Here is a 25278-nt window from a genome sequence, read left to right as displayed (position 1 = left end):
CCGATGCGTCGTCAAGGCGTCCATTGGAAACTCCATGTTTCGGTCAGGGCATCGCTGCCCTGCCGTAAGAAGCACCGAAGCTCGGCGGGATCGTCGCCGGCGGGCTTCAGGTCGAAGAAGGCCCGCCAACCGCCGATCTCCGGATTCCGCTGCGCGACGGGAAACTGGATTTCCCCCGCGGAAGCCGTGACCACGGCCTCCAATGACGCGTCCTGCGGCAAAGAGTCAAGCGCGCCGCCCCGGAAGTCGATGACGAACTTGCGGGTGTCGCTGGTCTTGCTGTCGCTGCCGGACACGCCGCCGGCGCCGGTGCGGGTCGACACCACGGCGCCGCGGTCGCTGCTGACCGGCGGGTTCATGCCCCAGTGCAGCCGGTAGGACAGCTTCCATTCCTGGCCTGCATCGACCGGCTGCTTCGGCACCCAGAAGGCGACGATGTTGTCGTGGATCTCGCGGTCGGTCGGGATCTCGACCAGCTGCACCACGCCCGGGCCCCAGCCGCTCAGCGGCTCGACCCACAGGCTCGGCCGACGCTCATACATCGCCTCCAGGTCCTGATAGGCGCTGTAGGAGCGCTGGCGCTGCATCAGCCCGAAACCGCGCGGGTTCTCGTCCATGAAGGAGCTGATCAGCAGGCGCGACGGGTTGCGCAGCGGCCGCCAGATCCACTCGCCGGCCCCGCTCCACATCGACAGCCCGTCGCTGTCGTGCACCTCCGGCCGGAAGTCGTCGAAGCTGCGGTGGTCCTGCGGCCCGAACAGGAACATGCTGGTCAGCGGTGCGATGCCGAACTTCTCGATCGGGTGGCGGGGGTAGAGCGTCGCCTCGATGTCGACCGTGGTGATCTCGCCCGGCTTGATCAGGAAGCTGTAGGCGCCGGTCACGCCCGGGCTGTCGAGCAGGGCGTAGAGCCGGATCTGCTTCGCGTCCGGCGCCGGCGTCTCGACCCAGAACTGGCGGAAATACGGGAACTCCTCGCCGCGGGTCGATCCGGTGTCGATCGCCAGGCCACGGGCCGACAGGCCGTAGATGTTCTTGCGGCCGAGGCAGCGGAAGTAGCTGGCGCCCAGGAACACCGCGATCTCGTCCAGGAACTCCGGCCGGTTGATCGCGTTGTGGATCCGGAAGCCGGCGTAGCCGAGATGGTCGGGCGGCGTCTCCGGGAACTTGGTGCCGCCCAGGTCGAACAGGTCCTGGCGGTACAGCACCTCCCGCGCCTGGTAGCCGTCGACCTGGAAAATGTGGACCGGCTTGTCGTAATAGGCGCCCAGATGGAAAAACTGCATCTGGAACGGCAGGTTCTCGGGCTTCCACAGCGCCTGCTCCGGCAGGAAGCGGATGGCGCGAAGCTGGTCGTAGCTGAGCTGGGTGATCTCCGCCGGCAGGTTCTCGTCCATCGGCACGAACGGGGCCTGCGACACGGTCTTGGCCCGGTCGATCAGCCAGGTCATGCTGAACGGCGTGGCCTCGCCCAGGCTGGGGGCGGCGAGAACGGGCCGTGCGGTTCCGAACAGCGAAGACGCCGCGAGCGCGGTCGTTCCCATCAAGATCTGGCGTCTGGTCAGCCCCACGTTACCACCACCGGCTTTTTGCACCGCAACATCCCGGTACCTTCGATCGTGATTGTGGCGGTTCCTGGACAAAGACCACCGCACGCGGCACCGGGTCGCGCCGCGCACGGCCAAGCCACCACAACCCGGTCCCGACGTGCGGCACTTCTGCCGCAGGCCGAAGCCGTCCGATCAACGCAACCTTCGTGAATTTGTTCCGATGTTACCCTAACCGCTTCGCAAACCGCGCAGAAGCGGGCGAATCCAAGCGCTTCGGCCGGTGCTGCCCTGCACTTTCACAGATTGACACGCGACAATGACTCGCTTTTACGGGGAGAAGGACCGCGCGAACGCATCCCGGAAACCCGCCATCGGCGCCACCGGCCCGGCGGCCGGGGGCACCAGCCCGTCGGCGAAGCCCCAGTCGCGGAACCGGGCGACCAGATCCGGATCGCGGCTGAAGACGTGCACCGGTACGTCGCGCGGCGTGCCCGGGCCGGTCACGATCGGCGCCGGCTGGTGGTCGCCCAGCACGATCATCAGCGTTTGCTCGTCCAGCCGCCGGGCGGCGTAGTCCAGGACGGCGCGCAGCGAATAGGCCACCGACAGGCCGTACTGGGTGCGGATCCGGTCCGGGTCGCGCCACACCTCCTCGGGCGTACCGCCGCCCGCCGGCAGGGTCCGGTACAGGCTGCCGTCGCCGATGCTGTCCCAGTCCTCGACCATGGTCGGCACCGGGGTCCAGGGTGCGTGGCTGGACACCAGCACGACCTCGCTGAACAGCGGCCGCGGCTGGTGCCGCCGCCAGCGCTCATAGGCGGCGAGCGTGTACTGGTCCGGCATCGTCACCCAGCCGAAGGGCGGGCCGGCATAGCCGAGATCGTCGGCGAACAGCGTCTGGTCGAAGCCGTAGAAGCGGGTCGCCTCCGGCAGGGGACGCGTGATCGCGGGGGCGATCAGCGCGGTGCGGTAGCCGGCATCGGCGAACAGCCGGACCAGCGTCATGCGCTTGCCGGTGACCAGCAGGTCGTAGCGCAGCTGGTTGTCGACCTCGAGGCCGCTCGCCAGCGTCGCATGCGCCAGCCAGGACTGGCCGCCGCGGGTCGGCGAGGCCAGCCAGCCGGAGGCGGTGTGGACCCCGGCGGCGGCCAGCTTCGGCGCCGCCTCGGCCAGCGCCGCCGTGGGCGCGGCGTCGAAACGCGGATCCTCCAGCGCGCTGCGGCCATAGGATTCGATGAAGACGACGGCGACGTCGGCCCCGCCCAGCCCGGCCAGCGGCGTTCCCGGCAGGGCACGGAGCAGCGGGTCCGCCGCCTCCTCGGCCCGGAACCGGCCGGCCATCGCCAGGGTCGAGGCCAGGCGGCCGACCTGGTCGGCGATCATGTGGCTGGCGACATCGCCGACCGGCTGCGCCGCGCCATATGCGTCGGGCACGGCGCGGCCGACGGCGAAGGCCAGGATCGCCAGCACCGCCAGCCCGCCGGCGGCGGCGCGGCGGGGGGCGGAGGCCGCGAGGGCGCGCTGCAGCGCGCGGATCGACCGCATGGTCGCCCACCAGACGCCCCAGCCGGCGACCAGCGCCGCGAGGGTCAGGCCGATCAGGCCGAAGGCGCCGATCACCCCGGTCGCGAGGTGCAGGCCGTTCACCAGCAGCAGCCGGTCGACATAGAGGTTCACCGGCCGGCCGAAGGAGAGCTGGACGACGAGGTCGGCGAGCTTGAGCGCGGCGAGCCCCAGTCCGAGGCCGCCGAGGGCGGCGGCGAGGGCCCGGGACCGGCGCAGCGGCGGCGCCAGCGCCAGGAGCGCGACCAGCACCGCCAGCTCGACCGGGACCGAGACGAGACCATGGGCCTGCCAGCCGTTCGGGTCCGACGGCGCGCCGAGCAGCAGCGTCAGCCAGACCAGCGCCGCGGCCACGCGCAGCCCGCCGAGCAGCGGCGCGAGCCGGCTGCGCAGACGGGGCAGGGCGGTGTCGGTCGAGGCCATGATGCGGGACGATGGCACAAAGGCGCATGGCCGGTGGATGAAATCTCCGTCAGCTTCGAATACGCCCTGGTGCCGGACCCGCATCGGCGCGATAACCAGAACGAGATTCGACCGCGCGATGCCCGACGACAGATCCGCCGCCCCCACCGCCGAGACCTTTCGGCTCGCCACGCCCGACGACGTGCCGCGGCTGCTGGAGATCGAATCCCGCGCCTTCGACCACGACCGCCTCAGCCGCCGCAGCTTCCTGCATCTGCTGACCAAGGGCCATGCCGTCTGTCTGGTGGCGGAGGCGGGCGGCCGGCTGCTCGGCTACGCCCTGGTGCTGCTGCGCCGGACCACGGCGCTGGCGCGGCTCTACTCCCTCGCGGTCGATCCGGAGGCGCGCGGCCGCGGCCTCGGCGCCCGCCTCCTGGAGGCGGCGGAGCGGGCGGCGCATGACGAGGCTGCCTTGTTCCTGCGGCTCGAGGTGCGGCCGGACAATGCGAAGGCGATCGCGCTCTACGAGTCGCGCGGCTACCGCCATTTCGGGCGCTATCTCGACTTCTATGAGGACCACGCCGACGCGCTGCGCTTCGAGAAGCGGTTGGGCACCGAGGACCTGCCGCAGATCGACCTGCACGTGCCCTATTACGCGCAGACCACCAACTTCACCTGCGGCGCCGCGGCGCTCCTGATGGCGCTGAAGGGGCTGGACCCGGACACGGAGCTGAGCCGGGCGCGCGAGCTGCGGCTGTGGCGCGAGGCGACGACGATCTACATGACCTCGGGCCATGGCGGCTGCGACCCCTACGGACTGGCGCTGGCGGCGCATGACCGCGGGCTGCGGGCGCGGATCTTCGTCAGCGATGATTCGATCCTGTTCCTCGACGGCGTGCGCAGCCCGGACAAGAAGGCGGTGATGACGGTGGTGCAGGAGGATTTCCGTGCCCGCTGCGCCCGCCGCCGGATCGAGGTTGCACACCGTGCCCTCGCTTTGCCCGAAATGTGCGCCTTGATCGCCGAAGGGGCGATCCCGATCGTCCTGATCAGCATGTTCCGCGGCTATGGCGAGAAAAATCCGCACTGGGTGGTGGCGAACGGCTTCGATGAGCGTTTCATTTATGTGCACGACCCCTGGGTCGCCGTGACGGAGATGGAAAGCGCCTCGGCCAAGGCCAATCTCCCGATCCCGCGCCAGGAATTCGAGCGTATGGCCCGCTACGGCCGCACCCAGCTCAGGGCCGCGGTCGTGCTCAGCAGGAAGGGCTCATGAGCGGTTGGATCATCGTCGTCGACCGTATCGGCGATTTCAAGGGCGACCCGGACGGCCGCCAGCTCGTCACCACCCGGGACTACATCGCCCGGCCGCAGACGCTGAAGGGAGGGGACGCCAAGGTCATCAACCTGTCGCGCTCCACCGCCTACATGACGCGGGGCTACTACGTCTCGCTCCTGGCCGAGGCCCGCGCCCACCGGGTCATTCCGATGGTCGAGACCATCCTCGATCTCGGCCAGAAGACGCTCTACAAGATCGCGCTGCCGGACCTGGAGGACGACCTCAACCGCCGGATCAAGCGGCTGTCGCCGCCGCCGGGCGGTCCGTTCAAGCTGATCATCTGCTTCGGCCGCGCCGACGACGACCGGTTCCAGGATTTCGGCCGCCGGGTGTTCGACTGGTTCCGGGCGCCGATCCTCGAAGTCAAGGTCCGCTTCACCGACCGCTTCCGCATCGCCTCGATCGGCGAGCTGTCGATCGCCGACATCGAGGGCGAGACCGAGGCCTTCTTCTACGACACGCTCGACCTCTACACGCGCCAGAGCTGGCGCAACCCGAAGGAGAACAAGCCGGCGAAATACACCCTCGCGGTTCTCTACAACCCGAAGGAGGAGTTCGCGCCCTCGACCCACCGCTCGATCCTGAAGCTCGCCCGCGTGGCCGAGACCATGGACATGGAGGTGGAGATCATCGAGAAGAAGGATCTGCTGCGCCTCGCCGAATACGACGCGCTGTTCATCCGCGAGACCACCGCGATCGACAACCACACCTTCCGCTTTGCCCGACGGGCGGAGCAGGAGGGCATGCCGGTGATCGACGACAGCACCTCGATCCTGCGCTGCACCAACAAGGTCTATCTCTACGAGCTGCTGACCGCGAACAAGATCCCGACGCCGAAGACCGTGGTGGTCGACAGCCTGAAGAACATCGAGCGGCTGGAGGAGGAGTTCGCCTATCCGCTGGTGCTGAAGATCCCCGACGGGTCCTTCAGCCGCGGCGTGTTCAAGGCCAATGACCGGCGCGAGCTGGAGCAGATGGCCGAGCAACTGCTGGACGATTCCGACGTCATCCTGGCGCAGGAGTTCATGCCGACCGACCACGACTGGCGGGTCGGCGTGCTAGATGGCGAGCCGCTGTTCGTCTGCCAGTACATGATGGCGAAGAAGCACTGGCAGATCGTCCGCCACTCCGCCGACGGCAAGGTCGGCTGGGGCAACTTCAAGACCTTCGCGCTGGACGAGGTGCCGCCCGAGGTGCTGGACGTGGCGGTGCGCGCGGCCAGGCTGATCGGCGACGGGCTCTATGGCGTCGACCTGAAGCAGACCGAGAAGGGCGTGTTCGTGATCGAGATCAACGACAACCCCAATCTCGACCATGGCTGCGAGGACATGATCGCCAAGGACGAGCTGTGGCGGCGGATCTGCCGCTGGTTCATCGACCGCATCGACGCCGGCTGATCCGGCCGACCGAGGGAGGGGGGAAATGGGGCTTCGCGCAGCGCTGGCGATGGTCCTGGCCTTGAGCGCGGCCATGCCGGCCCAGGCCGACGGCACGCTGGACGCCAGGCTCTCGGCCGACGACCGGCAGCGGCTCGAGGCGTTCGATTCCGTGCGCGGCGAGGCGATCGGCGCCGCCCGCGAGAGCGACGACAAGGCGGCGCTGGCGACGCTCGACGAGATCCTGTCCGGCCGGCCCGAGACGATCCGCGGCGCCGGCGACCTCGCCGGCGACTGGCGCTGCCGGGTGGCGAAGCTGGGCGGCAACCTGCCGCTCGTCGTCTATGGCTGGTTCCGCTGCCGGATCACCGACGACGCGGCCGGGCTGCGGCTCGACAAGGTCTCCGGCTCGCAGCGCACCAGCGGCACCTTCTACGACGACGCGAATTCCGAGCGGCTGACCTATCTCGGCGCGCTGTACTACGGCACCGAGGGCAAGCCCGGAGCCTATGGCAGCGACCCCGAACGCGACCAGGTCGGCTACCTGGTCCGGGTCGGGCGCGACCGGCTGCGGCTCGAATTCCCGTCGCCCCGCTTCGAATCCCAGTTCGACATCATGGAGCTCGAGCGCGTCCGCTGAACGGCGCGATCAGGCCCCGCGGTCAGACGTCCTCGCGCCAGCGCCGGCGGAAATCCCGCGGCGTCAGGCCGACATGGCGCTTGAAGGCGGTGGTCAGGTGGCTGTGGCTGGCGAAGCCGGTCTCCAGCGCGATGGTGGTGATGTCCTGCGCGGTGTTGGCCAGGAGCCAGCGCACCCGGCGCAGCCGCTGGGCGATGACGTATTGCGCCGGAGTGGTGCCGAAGGCGTGCCGGAAGGCGACCAGCAGATTGTGCGGGCTCATGCCGGCGAGGTCGGCCAGGTCGTCCAGCGTGATCCGCTCGCCGAGATGGGCGTGGATCCGCTCCTGCAGCCGCGCCTGGGCCTGCTCGGTCAGGCGCGGCCCCCGCTGCCCGGGCGTGGGGTCGCCGGCCTGGTAGCGCTGGATCAGATGCAGCGCCAGCGCCTGGCCCAGGCTCGTCCCCAGCATCTCCGACACGTCGTCGCCATGGCCGATCAGCTCGGCCAGGCGCTCCACCGATCGGTACAGGAACTCGTCGCGATGGGCGAAGCGCGGCGCGATCTCGCCGCCCTCCGGGCCTGTCCCGGCCAGCTCGGCCAGCGACCGCGGATCGACATACAGCACGCCGTACCGGATGGTGCCGCCGCGGGCCTGGCTGGCATAGCTGCGGCCGGCCGGCACCACCCAGATGTCGCCGGCGGCGGGCGGGCCGGGCCTGGCCGCCACCCCGTCCAGCTCCGTCTCCAGCTGCCGCATCGGGCCGCCGAAATGGATGATGACGGCATGCCGGTCCTCCCGCATCCGCCAGGCCGTGGCGGCGCGGATGTCCTCGCGCGTGACCACCAGCTCGACCGCGCCCCAGCGCCCTTGGATCTCGGTCGGGATCGTCTCGGCCATCTCACCTGCCTGCAAGGTCGAGAAAGATAAAATTTGATAAATCCTAGGCCTCGCCGGAGATTTTGCAATCGGGGCGGGCAATCTGGAAGCACCGCGGGACGGGCGAGGACAAGATCCGACGGTCAGCCGGCTTCCATGTCGGCCGGATCTCAGGAGCATGCCATGACCAACCAGCCCCTCAAGGACAAGGTCGTCGTCATCGGCGGCGGCGCCAAGAATCTCGGCGGCCTGATCAGCCGCGACCTGGCCGGTGCCGGCGCGAAGATCGTCATCAATTTCAACAGCGACGCCACCCGCGCCGCGGCGGAGGAGACCGTTGCGGCGGTCAAGGCGGCGGGCAGCGACGCCTTCGCCCTGCAGGGCGACCTGACCCGGGTGGCCGAGGTCGAGCGTCTGTTCGCCGAGGCGAAGTCGCGCTACGGCCGGATCGACATCGCCGTCAACACCGCCGGCAAGGTGCTGAAGAAGCCCTTCGTCGAGACCACCGAGGCGGAGTATGACGAGATGTTCGCCGTCAACGCCAAGGCGGCCTATTTCTTCATCCGCGAGGCGGGCCGGACGCTGGAGGACGGCGGCCGGATCATCACCATCGTCACCTCGCTGCTGGCCGCCTTCACCGGCCTCTACTCGACCTATGCCGGGGCCAAGGCGCCGGTCGAGCACTTCACCCGGGCGGCGGCCAAGGAATTCGGGCCGCGCGGCATCTCGGTCAACAACATCGGCCCCGGCCCGATGGACACGCCGTTCTTCTACCCGGCGGAGACGCCGGACTCGGTCGCCTACCACACCGCGGCGTCGGCCCTGGGCGGGCTGACCAGGATCGAGCAGATCGTGCCGATCGTCCGCTTCCTGGCGACCGAGGGCGGCTGGATCACCGGCCAGACCCTGTTCGCCAATGGCGGCTACACCACCCGCTAGCGGGACCGGATGATGGCCGAGGCCCTCGCGGATGGCACGAGCGGATGGGCGCTGGCGCCCGTCCTGCTGTGGCTGTTCCGCGAGGGCCGGTTCCTGGCCGACCCGAACGAGCTGACCCGGACCCTGGCCCTGCGCCTGGTCGAGGCCGGGGCGCCGCTGGTGCGGCTGCGCCTGTCGCTGCGGGCCGACGGACCGCGCCTCGCCGGCTGGGCCGCGGTCTGGACGCGGGGGCAACCGCTCGACCGCGACCGGGTCGCCCGGACGGGGCTGGAGACGCTGCCGGCCTATCGCGGCAGTCCGCTGGAGCATGTCGACCGCACCGGCACCGCGTTCCGGCTGCGGCTGGAGCCGGCCGTGCCCGCCTCGGCCCACCCGTTGCTGCACCGGCTGGCGGCGCAGGGTGCCTCCGACTATCTGGCCCTGCCGATGCCCTTCGCCGACGGCCGGATGGCGTCGCTGGTCGCGGTCACCGACCGCTGCGGCGGCTTCCGGCCCGACGACATCGACAAGCTCGCGACGCTGGCAGGGGGCCTGAGCCCGGTGCTGGAGGCGGCCGCCGCGCGGCATCTCGCGCGGATCCAAGGCCAGGCATAGGATCGGGAACGATCGGATTCGGGGGAATTCGCACATGACCACGCGCAGCCTGCTCCGACCGCGCAAGGCGCATGAGCACGGCAAGGTCACCTTCGTCGAGCTGTTCTTCGACCTGGTCTTCGTCTTCGCCGTCACCCAGCTGTCGCACGGGCTGCTGAAGGACTTCACCCCGCTCGGGGCGGTGCACACGGTCCTGCTGTTCCTGGCCGTCTGGTGGGTGTGGATCTACACCTCCTGGGTCACCAACTGGCTCGACCCGGACCGCACCCCGGTGCGCCTGCTGCTGCTGGCGCTGATGCTGGGCGGGCTGGTGCTGTCGACCTCGCTGCCCGAGGCCTTCGCGGAGAGGGCGCTGGGCTTCGCCGGGGCCTATGTCGCCATGCAGGTCGGGCGCAGCCTGTTCATGGTGGCGGCGCTGCGCGGGCACAGCCCCGGGAATTACCGCAATTTCCAGCGCATCACCGCCTGGCTCGTGCTCTCCGCCGTTTTCTGGATCGCCGGCGCCTTCGCGGAGGCGGAGGCGCGGCTGGCGCTCTGGGCCGTGGCGCTGGCGATCGAATACGTCTCGCCCTCGCTCGGCTTCTGGACGCCGGGCCTCGGCCGCTCGACCACCGCCGACTGGGATGTCGAGGGCGGCCATCTGGCCGAGCGCTGCGGCCTGTTCGTCATCATCGCGCTGGGCGAATCCATCCTGGTCACCGGCGCCACCTTCGCCGAGCTGGAGCCGGACGCCGCCACCGTCGCCGCCTTCATCGTCTCCTTCATCGGCAGCGTGGCGATGTGGTGGATCTATTTCGACATCGGGGCGGAGCGCGGCAGCCGCCGGATCGCCCATGCCGACGACCCCGGCCGGCTGGCGCGCATCGCCTACACCTACATCCACCTGCTGATCGTCGCCGGCATCATCGTCGGCGCAGTGGCGGACGAGCTGGTGCTGGCCCATCCCGAGGGCCATGCCGACGGCAAGACCGTGGCCGCCCTGCTGGGCGGGCCGGCGCTCTACCTGCTCGGCAACGCCCTGTTCAAATGGACGACCGCCGGCCGGATCCCGCTGTCGCATCTGGTCGGCCTCGTCCTGTTGGCGCTGCTGATCCCGGCAGCGGAGGCGCTGTCGCCCTTGCTGCTCGCCACAGCCGTGGCGGCGGTGCTGATCGTTGTTGCGGTGTGGGAGCGGCTGTCGCTTCGCCGTGTGCGGGCGGAAGCCCTATCATCGCCCGAGATCGGCTGAAGGGCTGTCCCGCCATGCATCGCCTGCTGCTTCTCGTCGTCCTCCTGCTCGGGCTGGGCGTGTCCGGTGCTGCCCCGGCCCAGACGCCGGCGCAGCCGAGCCCGGAGAAGCTGCGCAGTCTGGCCGAGCTGCTGCAGGATCCGGAGGTGCGCGGCTGGCTGCAGGCCCAGGTTGCGGCGCCCGCCGTGGCCCCGGCGGAGAGCGGACCGGGCGTGGCGCCGGCCTTGGGCTCGGGGATGCAGCAGAGCATGGCCGGCGGCATCGAGGCGACGCGCGGCTTCCTGCGGTCGCTGATCGCCGCCGCCCCGACCCTGCCGGCGGAGCTCGCCGCCGCCTGGCGGACCCTGACGGCGCAGCTGATGGAGCAGGGGCTGGCCTGGACGGTCCTGTCCCTGGCCGTGTTCATCGGCCTCGGCTTCGGCGCCGAGCAGCTGTACTGGCGGCTCTCCACCCGGTTCCGGCAGCGGCTGATCGGCACCCAGCTCGACACGCTGCGCGGCCGGCTGCGGGCGGTGTGGCTGCGGACGATCTACGGACTCGGCCTGATCTTCGTCTTCGCCCTCGGCAGCATCGGCGCCTTCCTGCTGTTCGACTGGCCGCCGCTGCTGCAGGAGATCGTGCTGTCCTACCTGCTGCTGGTGCTGATCGTGCGGGTGATGCTGGTGGCCGGCCGCATCATCCTGGCGCCGGGGGCGGAGCGGTTCCGGCTGGTGCCGATGGCGACGCGCACCGCGCGATTCTGGTTCATCTGGTCCGCCATCCTGGTCGGCTGGTTCTTCTTCGTGCAGTTCACCCTCGGCGTGCTGGCGACGCTGGGGCTGCGGCGCGAGTCCTGGTACCTCGTCGGCCTCGCCTGCGGCGTGGTGCTGCTGGGCCTGGCCCTGACCTCGCTGTGGCGCGCCCCGACCTTCGACGGGCGCGAGCGGGTCGGCCACGACCACCGGATCGGCACTTGGCTGCTGACCCTCTACATCGTCGGGATCTGGCTGGCGCTGTTCACCGGGTCGGTCGCGCCCTTCTATGTCGGCATCATCCTGCTGCTGCTGCCGATCGCGATCCGCGGCACCCATCTCGCCGTCAAGCACGTGCTGCGCCCGGCCGGCGCGGCGGTGGCGGAGGAGGTGCCGTCGCTGCTGGCGGTGTCGCTGGAGCGCGGCCTGCGCGCCGTCCTGGTGATCGGCGCGGCGCTCGCCGTCGCCGACGTGCTCGGCCTGGATCTCGGCGCCCTGACCTCGCGCGACACGCTGGCGACGCGGCTGCTGCGCGGCGCCATCAACGCCGCGATCGTGGTGCTGGTGGCGGATTTCGCCTGGCATCTGCTGCGCGCCTGGCTGGACCAGCGCATCGCCGCCGCCAACGCCGGGGGCCCCGGCTCGGGCGACGACGCCCGGCGCCACGCCCGGCTGCGCACCCTGCTGCCGATCCTGAAGAATGTGCTGTTCGTGGTGCTGGCGGTGATGGCCGGGCTGATCGCGCTGTCGGCGCTGGGGGTGGAGATCGGGCCGCTGATCGCCGGCGCCGGGGTGGTGGGCCTCGCCGTCGGCTTCGGCGCCCAGACGCTGGTGAAGGACATCATCTCCGGCATGTTCTTCCTGTTCGACGACGCCTTCCGCGTCGGCGAGTACATCGAGAGCGGCAGCATCCGCGGCACGGTGGAGGGGTTCTCGCTGCGCTCGCTCAAGCTGCGCCACCACCGCGGCGCGCTGCACACCATCCCCTTCGGCTCGCTGGAGAAGATCACCAACTATTCGCGCGACTGGGTGATCGACAAGATGACGGTGTCGGTCACCTACGACACCGATCTCGACAAGATCAAACCGATCGTCAAGCAGGTCGGCAAGGAGCTGCTGGCCGACCCCGAGATGGCGCCGCACATCCTGGAAACGCTGAAGATGCAGGGTGTGGAGCAGTTCGGCGACTACGCCATCCAGATCCGGCTGAAGATGATGACCAAGCCGGGCGAGCAGTTCGTGATCCGGCGCAAGGCCCTGGCCATGATCAAGAAGGCCTTCGAAGCCAACGGCATCGCCTTCGCCGTGCCGACCGTCACCGTGGCGGGCGGCGGCGGGGCCGCGACGCCGGCTGTGGCCCAGCACGCCCTCGACCGCGCCAGGCCGGCGGGGGAGGCGGGGTAGGGGCGTCCAGCCTCAGAAGAACGTCGACCGGGCGCTGGCGGAATGCTCCTTCAGCACGGCATTGCTGGCCGGGTCGATCTCCTTCAGCAGCACGTCGTAGCCCCAGAGGTCGGCCAAGTGCTGCAGCACGTGTCTCGTGTCGTTCTCGGCCAGCAGGATGCCGTTGACGACGCTGTGGTGCAGGATCAAGCGGCGGTCGCCGGCGAGGTCGACATCGACCACCTGGATGTCCGGGTCGATCCAGGCGACGTCGTATTGCCGGGCCAGCGTCCGGCGGATCCGGCGGTAGCCGCTCTCGTCGTGGATGGCATCCACCCGCAGCTCGGGCTGGCCGGAATCGTCCAGCAGGTGGAACATCCGCCACTGCCGGATCAGCCGCGGGCTGAGGAACTGCGAGACGAAGCTCTCGTCGCGGTAGTTCGCCCAGACGTCCTGCAGCACCGCGGTGGCATCGCCGCGCCCGGCGATGTCCGGGAACCACTCGCGATCCTCATCGGTCGGCTCGGTGCAGATCCGCTCGATGTCCTGCATCATGCCGAGGCCGAGGGCGTAGGGGTTGATGCCGTTGTAATGCGGCTCGTTGAACTCCGGCTGGTACACGACGTTGGTGTGCGACTGCAGGAACTCCAGGAAAGCGCCGTCGTTCAGCGCGCCCTGCTCGTGCAGCGTGGTCATGATCTTGTAGTGCACCCAGCAGGCGCAGCCCTCGTTCATCACCTTGGTCTGCGACTGCGGGTAGAAGTACTGCGCCACCAGCCGGACGATGCGCAGGATCTCGCGCTGCCAGGGCTGCAGCCGCGGCGCCGTCTTCTCCAGGAAATAGAGGATGTTCTCCTGCGGCAGCTCCAGCAGGGCGCGGCGGCGCTCCTCGCTCAGCGTCGGTCCGGCGGCGCGGGCCGGGGCGTTGGGCAGGGTGCGCCACAGGTCGTTGAACACCTGCTCCTGATAGGCCTGCCGCTCCTTCGCCCGCTGCTCTTCGGTCCTCAGGTCCGGCCGGCGCGGCCGCGGGTAGCGGTGGACGCCGTGGCTCATCAGCGCATGGGCCGCGTCCAGCAGCTGCTCGACCGCCATCTGGCCGTAGCGCTCCTCGCATTGCGCGATATAGCCCTTGGCGAATTCGAGATAGTCGAGGATGCCCTCGGCGTCGGTCCACTGCTTGAACAGGTAGTTGGTCTTGAAGAAGGTGTTGTGGCCGAAGGCGGCATGGGCGATCACCAGCGTCTGCAGGGTCGCCGTGTTCTCCTCCATGATGTAGCTGATGCAGGGGCTGGAATTGATCACCAGCTCATAGGCCAGGCCGCGCAGCCCCTTGCGGTACAGCACCTCGTTCTGGGCGAACTGCTTGCCGAAGGACCAGTGCTTGTAGAACAGCGGCATGCCGATCGAGGAATAGGCGTCGAGCATCTGCTCGGCGGTGATCACCTCGATCTGGTTGGGATAGGTGTCGAGCTTCAGCTCCTGGATGCCGACCCGCTCGACCCGGTCATAGATCCGCTGGATCGTGCCGAAGTCCCAGTCGGTGCCGGGGAAGAGCAGCGTGTCGTCCGCCATCATTCGGCCCCCACGCCGACGTCCCGACGCTGGAACAGCTCGCGGAACACCGGATAGATGTCGCGGCGGTGCCAGACCTTGCGCATGGCGAAGGGGGCATCGGCCTTCCGCACCCGGTCATAGGTCTGCCAGAGATCGGTCTGCCGCGGCACCACGCCGGAGGACATCGGGTCCTCGTCTCGGCCGACCTCGAGATAGGCGAAGTACTGGCACAGCGGCAGGATCTCGTCGCTCAGCAGCGCCGCCGACTTGGCGCTGTCGCTCGACAGGTTGTCGCCGTCCGAGGCCTGGGCCGCGTAGATGTTCCAGTCCTCCGGCCGGTAGCGCTGGGCGACGATCGACGCCATCATCTCCAGCGCGGTGGAGACCACCGTGCCGCCGCTCTCGGTCGAATAGAAGAACGTGTCCTCGTCCACCTCCTCGGCCTGGTGGGTGTGGCGGATGAAGACGATCTCGACATGCTTGTAGCGGCGCTTGAGGAACAGGTGGAGCAGGGCGAAAAAGCGCTTCGCCAGGTCCTTCATGTGCTCGGTCATCGAGCCGGAGACGTCCATCAGGCAGAACATCACCGCCTGGGCCACCGGCTTCGGCGTCGCCTCCAGCCGGCGGTAGCGCAGGTCGACCGGGTCGATATAGGGGATGCGCCGGCTGCGCGTCAGCAGGTGGTCCAGCCGCTCCTGCAGCTGATCGATCTTCTCCTGGTCGGCGTCCTCGTCGCCCTCCAGCGCCGCGATCTCGGCCTCGACGTCCTTGATCTCGCCGGATTTCGGGCGGCGCAGCGCGATCCGGCGCGACATCGCCTTCTGCATCGTGCGGGTCACCGCCAGGCTCGCCGGCGGTCCGCTGGTGGAATAGCCGGCCCGCCGCCAGCCCACGCTCTCGGCCGCGACCAGCTTGCGCTTGGCCAGGTCGGGCAGCTCCAGATCGTCGAGGAACAGCTCCAGATACTCTTCCTGCGACAGGACGAAGCGGAACTCGTCCTGGCCGTCACCGTCGGGCGCGCCTTCGGTGCCGCCGCCCCCGCCGCCGCGCTTCGGCCGCGGAATGGTGTCGCCCTCAACGAACTCCTTGTTGCCCGGCAGCACGTGGTCGCGGATGCCGCCGGAGACCGAGCGGTGCAGCCGGGGCTCGTTCACCCCGGTGACCGGGATCGAGACCTCACCGCCCTGCTCGAGATCCTTGATGCTGCGCTCGCGCGAACTGTCCCGGACCGCCCGCTGCACCAGGGCCTTGGCCCGGCGCAGGAAACGCTGGCGGTTGACGAGGCTCTTGCCGCCCGGATTGAGCCGCCGGTCGATGATGTGCATGGACATCGTTGCGTCGCTTCCGACCTCCGTCCTCAAGGGCCTCCTGGAAACGCGGCTGGCGTGGCCGGCCGACGGCGGTTTCTCCGCTTCCGGTGCTCGCGGCCGTCCAGGCCCGCCGCGCTCCGGTTCTCGAAACCACCGCCAGTCGACTCACGCCAGCGCATGTCCGAAAAGACCTCTCAGCCTGCTTGCTTCACCCGCATGTACCATTCGACCAGGCGCCGGACCTGCCGCTCGGTGTAGCCGCGGGCGACCATGCGCTGGACGAACTCCTCGTGCTTCTTCTCGGTCTCGCCGTCCTTCTTCGAGCCGAAGCTGATCACCGGGAGCAGCTCCTCGACCTGGCTGAACATCCGCCGCTCGATCACGTCGCGGATCTTCTCGTAGCTGGTCCAGCTCGGGTTCCGGCCCTCGTTCGCGGCGCGGGACCGCAACGCGAACTTGACCACCTCGTTGCGGAAATCCTTCGGGTTGGCGATGCCGGCCGGCTTCTCGATCTTGGTCAGCTCCTGGTTCAGGAGATCGCGGTTCAACAGCTGGCCGGTGTCCGGGTCCTTGAAGTCCTGATCCTCGATCCAGGCGTCGGCATAGTCGACATAGCGGTCGAACAGGTTCTGGCCGTAGTCGTGATACGATTCCAGATAGGCCTTCTGGATCTCGTGGCCGATGAACTCGGCGTAGCGCGGCGCCAGCTCGGCCTTCAGGAACTCCAGGTAGCGCTTCTCGGTCTCGGCCGGCAGCTGTTCGCGCCGCACCATCTGCTCGACCACATACATCAGGTGCACCGGGTCGGCGGCGACCTCGTTGGTGTCGTGGTTGAAGGTCGCGGCCAGCGCCTTGAAGGCGAAGCGGGTCGAGACGCCGTCCATGCCCTCGTCGACCCCGGCGGCGTCCTTGTACTCCTGCAGGCTGCGGGCGCGGGGGTCGACCTCGCGCAGGCTCTCGCCGTCATAGACCCGCATCTTGGAGTAGAGGTTGGAGTTTTCGTGCTCGCGCAGGCGGGACAGAACCGAGAAGCGGGCCAGCATCTCCAGCGTGCCGGGAGCGCAGGGCGCGTCGGCCAGCTTCGAGCCGCGGATCAGCTTGTCGTAGATCTTCTGCTCCTCGGTCACCCTCAGGCAGTAGGGCACCTTGATCACATAGATCCGGTCGATGAAGGCCTCGTTGTTCTTGTTGTTCTTGAAGCCCTGCCACTCGGCCTCGTTCGAATGCGCCATGATGATGCCGGTGAAGGGCAGGGCGCCGATGTTCTCGGTGCCGACATAGTTGCCCTCCTGCGTCGCCGTCAGCAGCGGGTGCAGCATCTTGATCGGCGCCTTGAACATCTCGACGAATTCGAGCAGGCCCTGATTGGCCCGGTTCAGGCCGCCGGAATAGCTGTAGGCGTCCGGGTCGTGCTGCGGCAGCGTCTCCAGGCTGCGGATGTCCACCTTGCCGACCAGCGAGGAGATGTCCTGGTTGTTCTCGTCGCCCGGCTCGGTCTTGGCGATGGCGATCTGGCGCAGCCGGGACGGCTGCAGCCGCACCACCTTGAAGCGCGAGATGTCGCCGCCGAACTCGTCCAGGCGCTTCACGCACCAGGGGCTGACCAGCCCGGTCAGGCGCCGGCGCGGGATGCCGTAGCGGTCCTCGAGCTCGGCGCCCATGGTGTCGGGGTTGAACAGGCCCAGCGGGCTTTCGAAGATCGGGCTCAGCTGGTCGCCCGCCTTCAGCACGTAGATCGGGTTCACCTCCATCAGCGCCTTCAGGCGCTCCGCCAGCGACGACTTGCCGCCCCCGACCGGGCCGAGCAGGTAGAGGATCTGCTTGCGCTCCTCCAGCCCCTGGGCCGCGTGCAGCAGGAAGCTGACGATCCGCTCGATCGTCTCCTCCATGCCGTAGAACTCGGAGAAGGCCGGGTAGACCCGGATGGTCCGGTTCATGAAGATCCGGCCGAGCCGCGGGTCGCGGGCCGTGTCCACGATCTCCGGCTCGCCGATGGCGGCGAGCAGCCGTTCGGGCGCGCTCGCATACATCATCGGATCGCTGCGACAGCCCTTCAGGTATTCTTCGAGCGACATCTCCGCCGCGCGGCGGGCCTCGTAGGACTTCGCATAGCTGGTGAAGAGGTCGTCGGTCGATGCCATTGCCACCCGCCTAGAGGTTCGAGGATCGAAACTCACCGTCTGCAGCTTCTGGGCGTCTGCCTCGGCGCATGATGTGCCGGGGTTTGCGGCGAGAATCAGGTGGCCGACGAGGTGCAGCCTCACCGCCCTTGCCCACAGACCCAACAGGGTCTGGGCAGTTCGGGATCCGGTGAGGTGTAATATCTGGCACTACCCCTTCTCCACCGCTCGCTCTGGATATCAATATAGGGCTGAAACTGGGCGATAATACTACTGCTTTGAATTTTCTGTCGGCCCGTTGCCCCGTTGATCGGGATCTTGGCTTAGCCTGCCACCGGACCGGATCGTCGGATCAGTCGTAACAGGGTATGCCCACTTCGCCAGAAAGGCGATGCGGCTTTTCGGCCAACTCGCCTTAAGCACGAGATATGGGGCCGTACGATCGGCGGTGCCTATCGATTCGATCGGAATAAGTCGCCTGCTCGATCGGTTCGGCGGCCCGAAGGTCCCACGGGCGGGGCGACGACACTCGCCACCACTCCGGGGCGCCGGTCTCCGATTCGCGCCGCCCTCGAGATTCGGTTCCGGCCTGCCCGTCGCCGCCCGTGTCGCCGCCGGCCTCGACCTGAACAAGCTGTGCTTCTGATCGGCCGTTCGGCTGCGCTAGGGTCGGCGCATGACCCTGGAGCAGCTCCGGATCTTCGTCGCCGTCGCCGAGCATCTGCACGTCACCCGTGCGGCGCAGGCGCTGAACCTGACCCAGTCCGCCGCCAGCGCCGCGATCCAGGCGCTGGAGGCACGCCACGCCACCAAGCTGTTCCACCGCGTCGGCCGCGGCATCGCCCTGACCGATGCCGGCGCCGCCTTCCTGCCGGAGGCGCGGGCGGTGCTGGCCCGCGCCGCCCTGGCCGAGCGCGCGCTCGACGACCTGTCCGGGCTGCGCCGCGGCGTCCTGGCGCTGCACGCCAGCCAGACCATCGGCAACTACTGGCTGCCATCCTTGATGCACCGGTTCCGGGCGGCGCATCCCGGGCTGCGGCTCGACCTCACCATCGGCAACACCGCCCAGGTGGCGGAGGCGGTGCGCGAGGGGCGGGCCGATCTCGGCTTCGTCGAGGGCGACCTCGACCTGGCCGGGTTCGAACATGCCAGCGTGCCGGGCGACCGGCTGGTGCTGGTGGTCGGAAGCGGTCATCCCTGGGCCGGGGAAGCGGTGGTCGCGCCGGCCCGCTTCGCCGACAGCGCCTGGGTGCTGCGCGAGCGCGGCTCCGGCACCCGCCAGGTGTTCGAGTCGGCGCTCGAACGGCTCGGCGTCGACCCCGCTTCGCTGTCCGTGGCGCTCGAGCTGGCCAGCAACGAGGCGGTGCGGGCGGCGATCGAGGCCGGGGCCGGGGCCGGGGTGCTGTCCAGCCTGGCGGTGGAGTCGGGGCTGCGCTTCGGCACGCTGCGCCGGCTCGACCCGCCGTTCCCGGCCCGCCGCTTCCGGGTGCTGCGGCATCCGGACCACTACCGCAGCAAGGCGGTCGAGGCGTTCCTCGGCATGCTGAATCTCGGCTAGGCGGTCGGGCGCCGCGCCGCAGATCCTCCATGCCGGATCGGCATGCCGGCGGATGCGATCGCCGTCCTAAAAGCGAGTCCATGCCCGACCCGATCCGCGCCTATGCCTCGCCCCGTGCCGCCTTCCGCGGCGGGGCGAGGGACATCCTGGGCGCACCGCTGCTGGTGCTCGGCGCCTCCTATGTCGGCTTCGGCTCGCTGGTGCGGGCCAGCGGGCTCGACCTCTCGGTCGGGCTGCTCTCGACTTTGACCGGCTGGGCGCTGCCGGGCCAGATGGTGATGATCGAGGCCTATGCGGTCGGCGCCTCGCTGCTGGCGCTGGTCGCGGCGGTGGCGCTGGTCAATGTCCGGCTGCTGCCGATGACGCTGGTGCTGCTGCCCGGGCTGCGCGTGCCGGGGCGGCCGCGCTGGTGGGACTATGCCGCCGCCCATCTCGTCGCCGTCACCGGCTGGGTGCAGGGGATGCGGGTCTGCCCGACCCTGCCGCCGGAGCAGAGGCTGCCCTATTTCGTCGGCTTCGCCGGCACCTTGTGGGCGTCCTGCATCGGCTGGACCGCGGTCGGCTACCATCTGGTGACGGCGGTTCCGGCCTCGGTTTCGCTGGGCCTCGTCTTCCTCAACCCGCTCTATTTCATCCTGGTGCTGACCGCGGATCTCAGGAACCGGGCGCGGCTCGGAGCCATGGTGCTGGGCGCGGCGCTGGGGCCGCTTCTCTATCAGCTCGACCCGGAATGGGGGCTGCTGGCGACGGGGCTGATCGCCGGTTCGGCCGCCTTCTTCGCCGATCGCGCATGGCGCCGCCGCCATGGGTGATGCGGCGCTGCCCTGGCTGATGCTGCTCGGCGCCGCGCTCGCCACCTATGTCTGGCGGGCGTTCGGCGTCTATCTCGCCGGCCGGGTGCGGGAAGGTGGGGCGCTGCTCGACTGGGTCGGCTGCGTCGCCTACGCCATCCTGGCCGGGCTGATCGCGCGCATGATCCTGCTGCCGGCCGGGCCGCTGGCCGCGACTTCGATGGCGGAGCGGGCCGGCGCCACCGCGCTCGGCCTCGCCGTGTTCCTGCTGTTCCGGCGCAACGTGCTGCTCGGCGTCAGCGCCGGCGCCGGGTCGCTGATGCTGATGGCGGGCTGGGCCTAACCCTTCTGCTGCGCCGCGGCGCGGATCTGGCTCAGGCTGGCGCGCGGGGTGATCGCCTCGGGGTCCAGCTTGATCCAGATCAGCGCCGGGCGGCCGGAGGCGACCGCGCGTTCGAAGGCCGGCGCGAAGTCCTCGGTCCGATCCACCGTCTCGGCATGGGCGCCATAGGCCTCGGCCAGCCGGGCGAAGTCCGGGTTCTGCAGCCCGGTGCCGCTGATCCGGGCGGGGTATTCCCGCTCCTGATGCATGCGGATGGTGCCGTACATGCCGTTGTCGATCACCAGGAACACCACGGCGGCGCCGTACTGCACCGCGGTCGCCAGCTCCTGCCCGTTCATCAGGAAGCAGCCGTCGCCGGCGGCGGCGATCACCACCCGCTCGGGATGCGTCAGCTTGGCGGCGACCGCCGCCGGCACGCCGTAGCCCATCGACCCGTTGGTCGGCGCCAGCTGGCTGCGCCAGCCGCGGTAGCGGTAGAAGCGGTGGAACCAAGTGGCGTAGTTGCCGGCGCCGTTGCAGATCACGGCATCGGCCGGCAGCCGGCCGACCAGCCAGCGCACGATCTCGGACATCTGCACCTGGCCGGGCGAGACCACCGGCTGCTGCCAGGCCTCGTAGTCGGCGCGGGCGGCGCGCACCCAGTCGCGCCGCGCCTGGATGTCGCCGGCCGGGGTCAGCCCGGCCAGCGCCTTCGCGACGGCAGCGGAGCCGGCGTTGATCGCGAGCTCCGGCTGATAGACCCGCCCCAGCTCCTCCGCCCCGGCATGGATGTGCACCAGCCGCTGCGCCGGCACCGGCACCTCCAGCAGGGTGTAGCCGCTGGTGGTCATCTCGCCCAGCCGGGCGCCCAGCACGATCAGCAGGTCGGTGGTCTTCACCCGCTCGGCCAGCTTCGGGTTCGGGCCGATGCCGACATCGCCGACATAGTGGGTATGGTCGTTGTCGACATAGTCCTGGCAGCGGAAGGAGACGGTCAGCGGCACCTCCCACGCCTCGGCGAAGGCCTGGATATCGGCGCGGGCCTGGGCGCTCCATCCGCCGCCGCCGATCAGCAGCAGCGGCCGCCTGGCCTCGGCCAGCAGGTCGCGCAGCTGCGCCAGGGCCTCGGCGCCGATGCCGGTGTCGGCCGGGGCGGCGGGGCGGACATCCGGCGCCCCGGTCTCCTCGACCAGCATGTCCTCCGGCAGCGCCAGCACCACCGGGCCGGGACGGCCGGAGGTGGCGGTATAGAAGGCGCGGGAGACGAATTCCGGCACCCGGTCGGGGTCGTCGATCTGCGCCGCCCATTTGGTCATCGAGCCGAAGACCTTGCGGACATCGACCTCCTGGAAGGCCTCGCGCTCGAACATGTCGCGGCCGACCTGGCCCATGAACACGATCACCGGCGACGAATCCTGCTGCGCCACATGGATGCCGACCGAGGCGTTGGTGATGCCTGGGCCGCGGGTGACGAAGCAGATGCCGGGCTTGCCGGTGGCCTTGGCATAGGCGTCGGCCATGTAGGCGGCGCCGCCTTCCTGGCGGCAGACCACCAGCTTGATCTCCGGCACGTCGTGCAGCGCGTCGAGCACGGCCAGATAGCTCTCGCCCGGCACGCAGAAGATGGTGTCGACGCCGTTCAGGCGCAGGGTGTCGACCAGGGCGCGGGCAGCGGTGCGGGGCATGATGGCGACCGTTGTTCGTGGGCGTTTGCGCCGGTCTAGCATGCGGCTTGCGGCCGTCCAACCCGCCCCGGTCTTGCGGCCGCCGTCGCCCCCGTGCTCTAACGACGCCGTCTGTCCCGACGAGCCGCGTCCATGAGCCTCGAGACCCTCGCCGACCATGCCTTCGCTCCCGTGGCCCTGGCCCTGGAGGAAGGCCGGATTCCGGGCGCGGCCCTCGGCATCGCCACCGCCGACGGCCAGCGCGCCATCCGCTGGGGCGGCGTCGCCACCACCCTGCCGAAGCCCGAGGCGCTGCAGCGCGACACCTGGTTCGACCTCGCCAGCCTGACCAAGGTCGTCGTCACGGTGACCGAGATCCTGCGGCTGGTGGAGGAGGGGGTGCTCGACCTCGACGACCCGCTGTCCAAGCACCTGCCGGATGCGGCGCCGCTGCACGGGGCGATCCCGCTGCGCCGGCTGCTCGACCATTCCAGCGGCCTGCCGGCGCAGGAGCGGATCTATCTCTGGCCCGGCCCGGCGGAGCAGCGGCGCACCGCGGTGATCCGCAAGCACTGGCCGGTGAAGGCCGAGCCCGTCTATTCCGACATCAACTACATGCTGCTCGGCTTCGTGGTCGAGCGCTGGCGCGGCGTCGCCTTCGGCCAACTCCCGGTCGGCACCGGCCTGTCCTTCGCGCCGCCGCCGGCGCAGTCCGCGGCGACCGAGGTGTGCGCGGTCCGCAACCGGCTGCTGCGCGGCGAGGTGCATGACGAGAACGCCTGGTCGCTCGGCGGCGCCGCCGGCCATGCCGGGCTGTTCGGCACGGTGCGCGGCGTGCTCGATTTCGGGCTGGAGCTGCTGCGCGGCCGGTTGCTGAGCCCGGCGGCGATGGTCGAGCTGTGCGCGCCGCAGCAGACGCCGGGCCGGGCCCTGGGGTGGGAGCGGCGCCATCCCGGCTGGCGGGGCGGCAGCCTGTGCTCGCCGCGCACCATCGGCCATCTCGGCTTCACCGGCACGGGACTGTGGATCGACCTCGACCGCGGCATCGCCTGGACGCTCCTGACCAACCGGGTGCATCCAAGCCGCGAGATCGACACCGGCATCCAGGACCTGCGCCTGTCGGTCGGCAACCGCATCGCCGCGCGCTGGCGCGACTGGGCCTGATCGGGGCCGATCAGGCCAGCCCCAGATGCGGGCGCAACAGCGCCAGATGCATCCTCTCCAGATCCGCGACCATGAGGTCCCGGACAGGGGCCGGCTGGCGTACGGCAGCAGCAAAGCCGGCATGCCCCGTCTCCAGGATGACGAGGCCCAGCCGGGCCGCGGTGTCGCGGTCCAGCGCCGGGTTGATCCGGGTGAACCAGTCGGCCTGGGCCTTCACGATCGCGGCATCGTGATCGCCGACGATCCGGCGCAGCTCGGCATTCGCCTGCATCGCCTCCAGCACCGGCAGCAGGTCGGCGTGGCTCCGGTAGAGACCGGCCAGCACGCCGACGAAATCGTGGAAGACCTGCTCGAACCGGCTCCAGCTCCGCACCGGCGCGGCGTCGCGCTGGGCGTCGAGGACGGTGCGGAAGGCTGAGAACCAGCGGCGGGCCAGCTCCAGGATCACCGCCTCCTTGTTCGGGAAGTACTGGTACAGCGATCCGACCGACAGCTCCGCCCGCTCGGCGATGGCGATCGTGGTCAGCCCCTTGAAGCCGACCGCGCCCAGCAGCTGCTGGGCCGCCGAGAGGATCCGCTCGACCATGCCGCGCGACCGGTCCTGCCGCGGCCGGCGGCGCGGCTCGATCGTGGTCTCCTGTTCTTGTCTCCGGCTGCGGGTCATGGCTCCCGTCGCTCGTCATCGGCGCGTCCGGCCGGAGTGTAGGAAGCGCGGTCGGCTTCCGGCCATCGGAAAGTGGCCACGTTGCGCTTGACGGCCGTCTTCACAGAACGCGAATATATATTCGCGTTCAAGCTGTCGGGGAGGCAAGCGAATGCGTGCGTGTGGCATGTCACGGCTTCGGCCGCGCTGGCTGATGCTGTTGGTGCTGGGCGGGGCGATCGCGTCCGGTGCCCTGCCGGCCGGGGCCGATGAGACCGGCCTACCGAAGACGGTCGCCGAAGCCGTGGCGTTGGAGCAGAGCACAGCCCTGCCGATCACCGCCTTCTACGACACGCCGGCGACCCTGGCCTCGACCAGGCCCGGCGACCTGCTGCGGCAGGAGGCCTTCAGCGGCTATGCGCTGCCGCCGGGCGCCTCGGCGGTCCGCATCCTCTACCACTCGGTCGCGCCGGACGGTGCCGATGTGGCGACCTCCGGCGTCGTCCTGGTTCCGGCCGGCCGGCCGCCGGCGGGCGGCTGGCCGGTGATCGCCTGGGCGCACGGCACCAGCGGCGTCGCCCGGCACTGCGCACCCTCGGCGATGTCGGACGTCTATTACGGCGGGCTCGGCCTGTCGGAGATGCTGGAGGCCGGCTTCGCCGTAGTGGCGACCGACTATCACGGGCTCGGCACCGAGGGCGCCCATCGCTACATGGACAAGGCCGCCCAGGCGCTCGACGTCATCCACTCGCTTCCCGCCGCCCGCGCGGCGGTGCCCAGTCTCGGCCGGAGCTGGGTGGTGGACGGGCATTCCCAGGGCGGGGCGGCGGCCTGGGGCGTGGCCGAGATGCAGACGAAGCTCGACGACCCCGGCTATCTCGGCGCCGTCTCCGTCGCCGGAGCCACGCATCTCGCCCGGCTGGCGACGCATCCGCGGGAGGCCACGGGGGGCGGGTTCTACCTGCCCTGGATCGCCTACGCCATCCACACGCGCTCGCCGGAGTTCCGGCCGGAGGACATGCTCTCCGCCGCCGGCGCCGCCCGTTACCGCGAGGTGACGACCGAAGGCTGCTGGTACTACGGCTATGCCAACTACCGCAGCGTCGATGCCGCGGCGATGCTGAAGGCCGGCTGGGCGGAGAACCCGTCGGTGAAGGCCTTCTTCGACCAGAACGCGGCCGGCGCAGCGCCGATCAAGGGACCGATCTTCGTGATCGCCGGCGAGGCCGACACGGCGGTGCCGCTGGCCGGGATCCGCGAAACAGTGGACCGCGCCTGCCGCAGCGGCCAGGCGGTGACGTTCCGCAGCTATCCGGGCTTCGACCACGACCCGGCGATGGGCGAGACGGTGGCGGACCAGCTCGCCTGGATCCGCGACCGCTTCGCCGGGAAGCCGGCCCCCGGCGACTGCCCCGGATAACGGCGCCCGCATCGCGCGAACGGGGCGTCGTCACCCTTGTGCCGCCGCCCTGCGTTTTCCGATAAGCAGGGTCGATTGTCGCGATCCGACGGATCGATTGGAAGTTGCCGCAGGCGGCCCCATTCTATGAT

At 69.8% G+C, this 25278-nt stretch carries 20 protein-coding genes; 12 read left to right on the top strand and 8 right to left on the bottom strand.

The genetic code is table 11. From position 1 onward, the window contains the following. Positions 1-11: 11 nt before the first annotated feature. A complete protein-coding gene (locus G537_RS0122790; protein ID WP_064742195.1) occupies positions 12-1544 on the bottom strand; it encodes an OpgD/OpgG family glucan biosynthesis protein in 1533 nt (510 codons plus the stop codon). Between the two features lie 333 nt (positions 1545-1877). Continuing rightward, positions 1878-3536, bottom strand: a complete 1659-nt coding sequence (locus G537_RS0122785; RefSeq protein ID WP_051248914.1) for a sulfatase-like hydrolase/transferase — start codon at positions 3534-3536, stop codon at positions 1878-1880. A gap of 118 nt (positions 3537-3654) precedes the next feature. On the opposite strand from G537_RS0122785, the gene G537_RS0122780 reads away from it, so the two are divergent. The 3 genes from G537_RS0122780 to G537_RS0122770 are packed head-to-tail and all read left to right on the top strand — an operon-like array spanning position 3655 to position 6870. Beyond that, complete coding sequence (locus tag G537_RS0122780; protein WP_026872085.1) at positions 3655-4791, top strand: peptidase C39 family protein; 1137 nt, start codon at positions 3655-3657, stop codon at positions 4789-4791. Then, complete coding sequence (locus tag G537_RS0122775) at positions 4788-6251, top strand: RimK family protein (RefSeq protein ID WP_026872084.1); 1464 nt, start codon at positions 4788-4790, stop codon at positions 6249-6251. Before G537_RS0122780 ends, G537_RS0122775 begins: the two co-directional genes overlap by 4 nt. Before the next feature lie 25 nt (positions 6252-6276). Further along, a complete protein-coding gene (locus G537_RS0122770) occupies positions 6277-6870 on the top strand; it encodes a DUF4893 domain-containing protein (protein ID WP_026872083.1) in 594 nt (197 codons plus the stop codon). Between the two features lie 22 nt (positions 6871-6892). Here G537_RS0122770 and G537_RS0122765 read toward each other — a convergent pair whose 3' ends face one another. Next, positions 6893-7747: a helix-turn-helix domain-containing protein gene (locus G537_RS0122765; RefSeq protein WP_026872082.1), complete on the bottom strand. Its 855-nt coding sequence runs from the start codon at positions 7745-7747 to the stop codon at positions 6893-6895. 162 nt (positions 7748-7909) lie between these two features. Here G537_RS0122765 and G537_RS0122760 point away from each other — a divergent pair, with 162 nt between their 5' ends. The 4 genes from G537_RS0122760 to G537_RS39360 are packed head-to-tail and all read left to right on the top strand — an operon-like array spanning position 7910 to position 12622. Then, positions 7910-8665 carry an SDR family oxidoreductase gene (locus tag G537_RS0122760; protein WP_026872081.1) on the top strand — a complete coding sequence of 252 codons (756 nt, stop codon included), beginning with the start codon at positions 7910-7912 and terminating at the stop codon, positions 8663-8665. Between the two features lie 12 nt (positions 8666-8677). Further along, on the top strand, positions 8678-9259 hold the full coding sequence (locus tag G537_RS39365) for a hypothetical protein (RefSeq protein WP_026872080.1): 582 nt from the start codon (positions 8678-8680) through the stop codon (positions 9257-9259). A 34-nt stretch (positions 9260-9293) separates the two neighbouring features. Continuing rightward, complete coding sequence (locus G537_RS0122750) at positions 9294-10487, top strand: low temperature requirement protein A (RefSeq protein ID WP_026872079.1); 1194 nt, start codon at positions 9294-9296, stop codon at positions 10485-10487. A gap of 14 nt (positions 10488-10501) precedes the next feature. Next, positions 10502-12622 (top strand): mechanosensitive ion channel domain-containing protein, encoded by a 2121-nt coding sequence (locus tag G537_RS39360; RefSeq protein ID WP_051248911.1) that lies wholly within the window; start codon positions 10502-10504, stop codon positions 12620-12622. A 12-nt stretch (positions 12623-12634) separates the two neighbouring features. On the opposite strand, the gene G537_RS0122740 is transcribed toward G537_RS39360, so the two are convergent. The 3 genes from G537_RS0122740 to G537_RS0122730 all read right to left on the bottom strand — a co-directional run bounded on the left by G537_RS0122740 (position 12635) and on the right by G537_RS0122730 (position 17606). Continuing rightward, positions 12635-14176 (bottom strand): SpoVR family protein, encoded by a 1542-nt coding sequence (locus G537_RS0122740; protein ID WP_026872078.1) that lies wholly within the window; start codon positions 14174-14176, stop codon positions 12635-12637. Then, positions 14173-15480: a YeaH/YhbH family protein gene (locus tag G537_RS0122735; RefSeq protein WP_026872077.1), complete on the bottom strand. Its 1308-nt coding sequence runs from the start codon at positions 15478-15480 to the stop codon at positions 14173-14175. The genes G537_RS0122740 and G537_RS0122735 overlap by 4 nt, the downstream gene beginning before the upstream one ends. 179 nt (positions 15481-15659) lie before the next feature. Beyond that, entirely contained in the window at positions 15660-17606 is a 1947-nt protein-coding gene (locus tag G537_RS0122730) for a PrkA family serine protein kinase (RefSeq protein WP_034852676.1), read from the bottom strand. Between the two features lie 655 nt (positions 17607-18261). Here G537_RS0122730 and G537_RS0122725 point away from each other — a divergent pair. From G537_RS0122725 to G537_RS0122715, 3 genes are all read left to right on the top strand, one after another. Beyond that, a complete protein-coding gene (locus G537_RS0122725) occupies positions 18262-19143 on the top strand; it encodes a LysR family transcriptional regulator (RefSeq protein ID WP_026872075.1) in 882 nt (293 codons plus the stop codon). 80 nt (positions 19144-19223) lie between these two features. After that, complete coding sequence (locus G537_RS0122720; RefSeq protein ID WP_026872074.1) at positions 19224-19955, top strand: AzlC family ABC transporter permease; 732 nt, start codon at positions 19224-19226, stop codon at positions 19953-19955. Further along, positions 19948-20277, top strand: coding sequence for an AzlD domain-containing protein (locus G537_RS0122715; protein WP_026872073.1), 330 nt, complete (start codon positions 19948-19950; stop codon positions 20275-20277). Before G537_RS0122720 ends, G537_RS0122715 begins: the two co-directional genes overlap by 8 nt. Here the strand turns inward: G537_RS0122715 and G537_RS0122710 are convergent. After that, positions 20274-21941 carry a thiamine pyrophosphate-binding protein gene (locus G537_RS0122710; RefSeq protein ID WP_034852675.1) on the bottom strand — a complete coding sequence of 556 codons (1668 nt, stop codon included), beginning with the start codon at positions 21939-21941 and terminating at the stop codon, positions 20274-20276. The two genes, G537_RS0122715 and G537_RS0122710, sit on opposite strands and share 4 nt — an antisense overlap. Before the next feature lie 132 nt (positions 21942-22073). On the opposite strand from G537_RS0122710, the gene G537_RS0122705 reads away from it, so the two are divergent. Continuing rightward, positions 22074-23084 (top strand): serine hydrolase domain-containing protein, encoded by a 1011-nt coding sequence (locus G537_RS0122705; RefSeq protein WP_026872071.1) that lies wholly within the window; start codon positions 22074-22076, stop codon positions 23082-23084. Between the two features lie 10 nt (positions 23085-23094). Here G537_RS0122705 and G537_RS0122700 read toward each other — a convergent pair whose 3' ends face one another. Next, a complete protein-coding gene (locus G537_RS0122700) occupies positions 23095-23748 on the bottom strand; it encodes a TetR/AcrR family transcriptional regulator (protein WP_026872070.1) in 654 nt (217 codons plus the stop codon). Between the two features lie 166 nt (positions 23749-23914). On the opposite strand from G537_RS0122700, the gene G537_RS39355 reads away from it, so the two are divergent. Further along, positions 23915-25147, top strand: a complete 1233-nt coding sequence (locus G537_RS39355) for a lipase family protein (RefSeq protein WP_155888725.1) — start codon at positions 23915-23917, stop codon at positions 25145-25147. Positions 25148-25278: the final 131 nt, after the last annotated feature.

The sequence above is a fragment of the Inquilinus limosus DSM 16000 genome (assembly GCF_000423185.1).
Lineage (GTDB): Bacteria > Pseudomonadota > Alphaproteobacteria > DSM-16000 > Inquilinaceae > Inquilinus > Inquilinus limosus.
Note: the sequence above shows the minus strand (reverse complement) of the source record. Positions and strands in the feature narration are given on the sequence as shown.